Below are 6,777 nucleotides of genomic sequence, written 5' to 3' on the forward strand. Positions count from 1 at the left end.
GTTATAAAAACTAAAGTAATCGAACGATTAAATTCAACCACAGGTAAAAATGGTGAAGAAACATGTTTTTCTACTTTAAATAAACACATTGCCACAACGATAGCTAAGATAAAACTCAAGAAATTTAAAAGTAACAGCTGTTGGTTTAATAAAGCAAACATAATCAATCCAATAAATACATAAAATAGCGTGAGCCCTTTAGTATCAAATTTTGATTTAGCAACTGTTTCTTCCTCTGGAAAATGAAATGTCCATATAACTAATATAATGGCAATGATCGCAATCGGTATATTTATGTAGAATAACCAATGCCATGTTGCAAATTCTAATATACCACCACCTAGAAGCGGTCCAATGATACTCGAAATACCCCAAACACTGCCAACTATGCCCATAATTTTATATCGTAACGGAATTTCAAATGCTAACTTTGGAACAATTTGCGATAATGACATCAATACACCTGATCCAAAACCTTGTATCACGCGTGATATAATTAGCATAGTAAAATTAGTACTTAAACCACACATAAAACTACCTATACTAAATAAAAGTAATCCTGCAATTGCCACATAAATAATTTTAAATCTCGAAAGTAATTCTCCCACTATAGGATTGGCAATTACTAATGCGATAAAATACGCTGTAAAAATTAATGAAATTAAATTTCCTGCATTTAAATCTTGTTTAATTGTAGGTAATGCAAGCGAAATAATAGATGATTCAATCGCTGACATAAACATAATTAATATTAAAGCTATAACAGTTATGATTGACTTTAATCGCATGAAATACCTCCTTCTATATATTTATTTATAAGATTTTATTTACAAATAATTGGTTTTCATATGTATAAACACTTTTGACTTTCAAATCTTAACGATAATTCTATTACAATACAATCCCCTATTAGAATGATTTATGTAATAAAAAAAGCGGAGTTTCCCCCAGCTTTTCTAAACGACTACATAAAATATAAGATCGCAATTAAATGCAATAGTGATGCTATTACAATAAAAATATGCCAAATCATATGAAAATATGGTCTATTCTTTTGTGCATAAAACCATGCACCAATTGTATAAGACACACCACCTAAGAAAATGAATAATATGAATATCCATGATGTGCGAATAAAAATAATTGGTAACAAGATAATACCTACCCAGCCCATCACTAAATAGACAATTAAGCTTAACTTTTGGTTAACTTTGACAGCTATGGATTTATATAAAATCCCCCAAAGTGTCGTTCCCCATAATAAAATAAATACTGTCCAACCTATCCAACCACCTACAACTGTTAACAAAATAGGCGTATATGTACCAGAAATTGCTACGTAAATCATACTGTGATCGATAATCCTTAAAATATATTTATGAGGTGTTTCATTTTGCATAGAATGATAAATAGTAGATGAAATAAACATCATAAAGATAGAAATAACATAAATAGACATACTCACAGACGCAAGCGTACCATGTGCAATATAACTGTGCACAGCCGCATAGGGTAACACTAATAATGTTAACAAAGCTGCAACACCATGAGATGCCGCATTACCAATTTCTTCTCCAAATGATAAAGGGATGATATCCTTAAATGTTTCTACGATTGTGTCATTACTTTTTTTAGTTGATTTGGACATCATAGTCACCGCCTATCATTAAATTAAACCCATTCTACGTAAATCTTCTGTTGCAGTTGCAACACTATCTTTACCTTCTTTATTTTTAAGAGGTGAAAATTCTTCTTCTCTAGGAACTTGTAACGTGACAAAACTAGTTCCATAAGTAAATATGTCAAAATAGAACAATTCGAATTTTAAAGTTGGTTGTTCAATAACCCCAAAGTTCTCATCTAATTGTTTCAAATTCTTAATAGCTAAATGATAAGGTAACTCACGATTTACAGCGTTTAAAATAAAACCAAGTTTAAATGCATGAATACCGATATTAGCATTGTTAAATTGATTTGCAACTTCTGGATCTAATTCTGAATACTCCAGTACTGTATCTTTACAATCGACATTAACTAAACGTCCAACACTTTCTCCTGGTTTTGGTTGAATCGTTTTAGAAGTAATATCGTAATCATGTTCTACCGTAAATCCTGCAAATAGTGGATCCAACACTTTTACTAAAACATTGTCGATATTATTCAAGAAAATATACTTAACGCCATTATTAGACATTTCTTCTAAGTATCCTGCCTTGTCTAAAGATTTAAACACGCCACCATTACCATTCGGCGTTTCCATAATACGACCCTGTTGATTTAAAATTAACTTCCCTTCTTCACTAAGCGCCACAATATTATCTTGTTTAAAGAAATGGATTGCTTCTTGATCATATCCAAAATAACTATGTGCTTCGAAATAAGCTAAAGTTTCTTCATGATTGATATCACTTGTCATAATATACCATTGAATCGTATGTCCAGATTGATGATTCAATGTTTTTAATTGGTTAGCTTGAAGTTCAAATAAACTTACACCTTCAATTTCAAACGAACCTTTAGGGCCCTTGTAACCAAGTCTTGTTCCTTGACCACCTGCCATCAAAAGTACTGCAAATTGTCCTTCTTTAATAGCTTGAAGTCCTTGTTCCTCTAAACGCTTAATCTCATCATCACTCATTTGTGATTTAATATCATATTTCACTTCAGAAACTGCAGATACATCATCTATTGTTTTCTTATTGATGTATAAATCGTTATATAATTTGGCAATAAAATCTAAATCTAATGACGCTACCTTCTCTTCAAGTGCTTCTTTTTCATTGTTACTCATTATTTTTTCATATTCACACAAATGATCTTGTTTATATTTAGCTAATTGATTTTTATCTAGCATTTTATGCCTCCTGCTGAGTTTGTAACCTTTAATAATTTATTTTCTATAAAAACTTAGTATTCCAGTTGCTTATTATATCATTGATGAAAGGCTGAAATAAAACATAAACTGTTCCGACCATTAACGCTGTAGCTAAAGATAAGTCTACAAGTCCACCTGTTTTAAATTGAATCGGTGTCTTCACATTAAACGGTAACGGATAAAATAATTTCACGCCTCTTGGTGTTATCATATCTAGTATAACATGTGACACTAACCCAATTATAATTGCTGCCATATAATAATTAGGCGTCTGAATAATTTGCAATAAAAATGCTATGATTGCGATAAATAATATTGAATGCGTAAAGGTTCGATGTCCAAAGATCAATCTCACAAAAAAACTAATTACCTTAAACCTTCTGCCAATCTTACTTTGAGTGTGACATATATCGGGTAATAAGCTAGCTAGAGTTGCTAGAATGATAACCGTAACCGACGAAAAAATATCCGTTTGAAAATATTGTGTTGTTAGCGCTCCAACGAGCATGCCACATGAAGCATGTGTTTTACCTGTCATATTTGTTCTCCTTTAATACTCACATTTTACCACATCCCTAACAAAAACACGAACATATTTTCGGGTTAAAATTCATTAGTATGACACAATTTAAAAAAGTATCACATAACTCTTGAAAACGATTACAAAATCGTTTATGATGTATTTACAAAATATTTAAAGGATGTGTTTGAATAATGGCAATGACAGTAAAGAAAGATAATAATGAAGTGCGTATTCAATGGAGAGTTGCTGATATCAAAATTCCTACAAGTGAAATTAAAAATATTACACAAGACCAAGATATTCATGCAGTTCCTAAATTAGACAGCAAAGATGTATCTAGAATCGGCTCAACGTTTGGTAAAACGAATCGCGTTATTATCGATACTGAAGACCACGAATACATTATTTATACTCAAAATGATCAAAAAGTTTACAATGAATTAACTAAATAAATTGTATAAAAAAATCATTCATGGTGAGGGCTTCATGAATGATTTTTTTAATTGATTCAACACCCAGCAAAAACAAATACAAAAGGACAACTGTTCTCATAATTTTAACAGTTGTCCTTTTTCACATATATTTATAACAAAAGATGTGCCATCAAAGAAATAATTGGTAGTGTAATGATTGTTCTAATCAAGAAAATCATAAACAATTTGCCGATGCTTACAGGAATCTTCGAACCAAGTATGACGCCACCTACTTCAGACAAGTATATTAACTGCGATATACTAAGTGCCCCAATAACAAAACGAGTTATATCATTTTGTACACCTTCAATTAATATAGAAGGTAAAAACATATCGGCAAAACCGATAATAATCGTTTGAGAAGCCTGTGCCGCTTCAGGTATTTGCATTAACTCTAAAAATGGAACAAAAGGTTTACCCAATATGACAAAAAAGGGCGTGTAGTTCGCAATAATGGTAGCAATAGTACCAATACTCATCACTACAGGCAAAATAACAAACCACATATCAATGACTGTTTTTAATCCTGACTTAAAAAAGTCAATAACGCCCGGTGCTTTAATACCAACTTCTGTTGCAGTATCAAAGCCATGTCTCAATGCCGTCTTTCCTTCTGGCAATGCCTCAGTACGCGCACTTTCAGGTACCTCCTTAGCATACTCATCAGGAATTTTATTTAAAGGCCAAATTCTTGGCATAATGACTGCTGCAACGAGGCAGGATACTATCACTGATAAATAGAAAGCAAAAAATTGATTTTGCATGTGCACTGTTTCAGCAACTACAATTGCAAAGGTGATAGAAACTACACTAAATGTCGTTGAAATAACTGTTGCCTCACGACGAGAATAATATCCTTCACCATATTGTCTACTTGTAATTAAGACACCAACAGTTCCGTCTCCAATAAATGATGCTAAATTATCTACCGTCGAACGTCCTGGCAATGTAAATAAAGGTCTCATAACCGGTCTAAAAATAGGACCCAACATCTCTAACAAACCGTATTCCATTAATAGCGGTAAAAATAGAGCTGCAAATAAGAATACTGCCACTAATGTTGGCAATAAACTTGAGAACAATAATCCACCCGTTTCATCTGAGTAAATAACCTTTGAACCAATTCGTAAAAATGTCATCCATGCAAAAACAACTGCTAATATTCGTAAAATTAACCAACCAATTCTAACGTTAAAAGCATTGTTCATTAGCCCGTCAGGTTTCAATTTATCTTTTAAAATAGTTGAACAAATCAGAGTTATGATACCCGATAAAGTAATTATCGTCACAATTAAAAATGGCATTACGCCACCTAATACATCTTTAAGCACGCCTGCTAAAAATGCTACGGGCAACGTTGTTTGCTTCTGTCCATCTTGTTCGACTGGAATTGGTACTAGAAATAATAAGATACCAATTAAAGACATCGTAATAAACTTAAGTCTCCCAATAACTATCTCTTTCCTTGAAAAGCTATCCATAAAATCAATCCATTTCTCTATGTATTCGTTTTAAGTATATACAGAATTCTATTCAGTTAACAAACATATTCCTTATCATTCTATCTTTCAAAATGTTTATGTATGCAAAATAATGAATAATTACAGTTATTAAATATACGCTATTACTTGTAATTTTTCAAGATGAATTCAAAAAAGGTTAAGTACAATTACTGATTTCGTACTTAACCTTTTTTAAACTCTAATCATATGTTAGTTATTTCATTCTTCGTAATAATATTAAGAAGTATGGTGCACCGATAATTGCAATGATAACCCCTACAGGAATATCCAGTGGCGGATGAATGCCACGGGCTAAACCATCTCCAAATGTTAACAATATAGCACCAATTAACCCCGACATGATAATAACGTGTAATGTTTTATTTCCTATTAATTGTCTCGCAATATGAGGTGCAATTAATCCTAAAAAGCTAATACCACCGACAACTGAAATTGCGGATCCTGCTAATATTACTGCTAAAATTAGCAATAGCATTTTAATAGTTTTAACTTTTAAACCGAGTGCGGTTGCAACAGCATCACCTAGATTCAATACATCTAATTGATAACTCAATAAAATGATGATTGGTATCGTTATTAAAAACCAAGGTAATATAGTATAAATATTCGACATATCATGTCCATATAGACTACCTGTCAACCAAACAAGCGCTTTGTTTGCTTCCAGTGGATTTCTGATTAATAAGAACTGCACAATCGCCGTACATATTGCGCCTATTGCTAAACCAATTAAGGCAAGCTTTGAACCTTTAACATCATATTTTGAAATTAAAAATGATAAAAATAAACTTACTGCAAAGGCACCTAAGAATGAACCTATAGGTAAAACAAACAATGGTGCTGTTGGAAAGATCATAATAATAATTACAGCAGCTAAACTGGCACCTTTAGAAATACCTATAACATCAGGTGAGGCTAACGGGTTTCTTATTACAGCTTGTATAATTGCACCTGATATAGCCAAGCTACTACCGATAATAATACCAAGTAATGTTCTAGGTATACGATACTCATTTAAAATAAAATCATCTTGTGTAAAGATTCCCTTAATAGCATCAATCGGATGAATCATGACAGACCCTACACATAAACTTATGAATATACTCACAATTAAAAGGATTGTGATTAAACTATAACGACGTATAATTTTCGTTGTCATCATATTCTTTTCACCCCTTTAATCGTTATAAATAAGAAGTAAAGTGCACCTACGAATGATGTCACAATACCTACAGGTGATTCGTAAGGATAAGTGATTAAACGACTTAATACATCTGATAGTAGTAACAAATCTGCACCTATAATAAATGTTAATGGAATCATGACTAAATAATTCTTACTCACATAGCGTTTGACTATATGCGGTACGATTAAGCCAACAAA

General features: G+C 32.1%; 8 protein-coding genes. 1 reads left to right on the forward strand and 7 read right to left on the reverse strand.

The window, feature by feature from the left end:
• The 4 genes from IDG60_RS03720 to IDG60_RS03735 form a co-directional block, all read right to left on the reverse strand.
• Positions 1 to 788: MFS transporter (locus IDG60_RS03720; RefSeq protein ID WP_206160507.1), on the reverse strand; the 788-nt coding region annotated here is incomplete at its 3' end.
• 176 nt (positions 789 to 964) lie between these two features.
• Entirely contained in the window at positions 965 to 1,648 is a 684-nt protein-coding gene (trhA, locus tag IDG60_RS03725) for a PAQR family membrane homeostasis protein TrhA (protein ID WP_000047255.1), read from the reverse strand.
• 18 nt (positions 1,649 to 1,666) lie between these two features.
• Positions 1,667 to 2,854: a UTP--glucose-1-phosphate uridylyltransferase gene (locus tag IDG60_RS03730; RefSeq protein WP_000884735.1), complete on the reverse strand. Its 1,188-nt coding sequence runs from the start codon at positions 2,852 to 2,854 to the stop codon at positions 1,667 to 1,669.
• A gap of 43 nt (positions 2,855 to 2,897) precedes the next feature.
• Positions 2,898 to 3,413: a metal-dependent hydrolase gene (locus IDG60_RS03735; protein WP_000147095.1), complete on the reverse strand. Its 516-nt coding sequence runs from the start codon at positions 3,411 to 3,413 to the stop codon at positions 2,898 to 2,900.
• A gap of 176 nt (positions 3,414 to 3,589) precedes the next feature.
• On the opposite strand from IDG60_RS03735, the gene IDG60_RS03740 reads away from it, so the two are divergent.
• Positions 3,590 to 3,850, forward strand: coding sequence for a SunI/YnzG family protein (locus IDG60_RS03740; protein ID WP_001251935.1), 261 nt, complete (start codon positions 3,590 to 3,592; stop codon positions 3,848 to 3,850).
• Between the two features lie 131 nt (positions 3,851 to 3,981).
• Here the strand turns inward: IDG60_RS03740 and IDG60_RS03745 are convergent, their stop codons facing one another.
• The 3 genes from IDG60_RS03745 to IDG60_RS03755 all read right to left on the reverse strand — a co-directional run.
• Positions 3,982 to 5,352 (reverse strand): YjiH family protein, encoded by a 1,371-nt coding sequence (locus IDG60_RS03745; protein WP_001549577.1) that lies wholly within the window; start codon positions 5,350 to 5,352, stop codon positions 3,982 to 3,984.
• A 235-nt stretch (positions 5,353 to 5,587) separates the two neighbouring features.
• Positions 5,588 to 6,556, reverse strand: coding sequence for a FecCD family ABC transporter permease (locus IDG60_RS03750; protein ID WP_000989088.1), 969 nt, complete (start codon positions 6,554 to 6,556; stop codon positions 5,588 to 5,590).
• Positions 6,553 to 6,777, reverse strand: a 225-nt coding sequence (locus tag IDG60_RS03755; protein WP_046399894.1) for an iron chelate uptake ABC transporter family permease subunit, incomplete at its 5' end; no start/stop codon positions are given. The genes IDG60_RS03750 and IDG60_RS03755, both read right to left, overlap by 4 nt.

It is taken from the genome of Staphylococcus sp. EG-SA-2 (assembly GCF_017152085.1).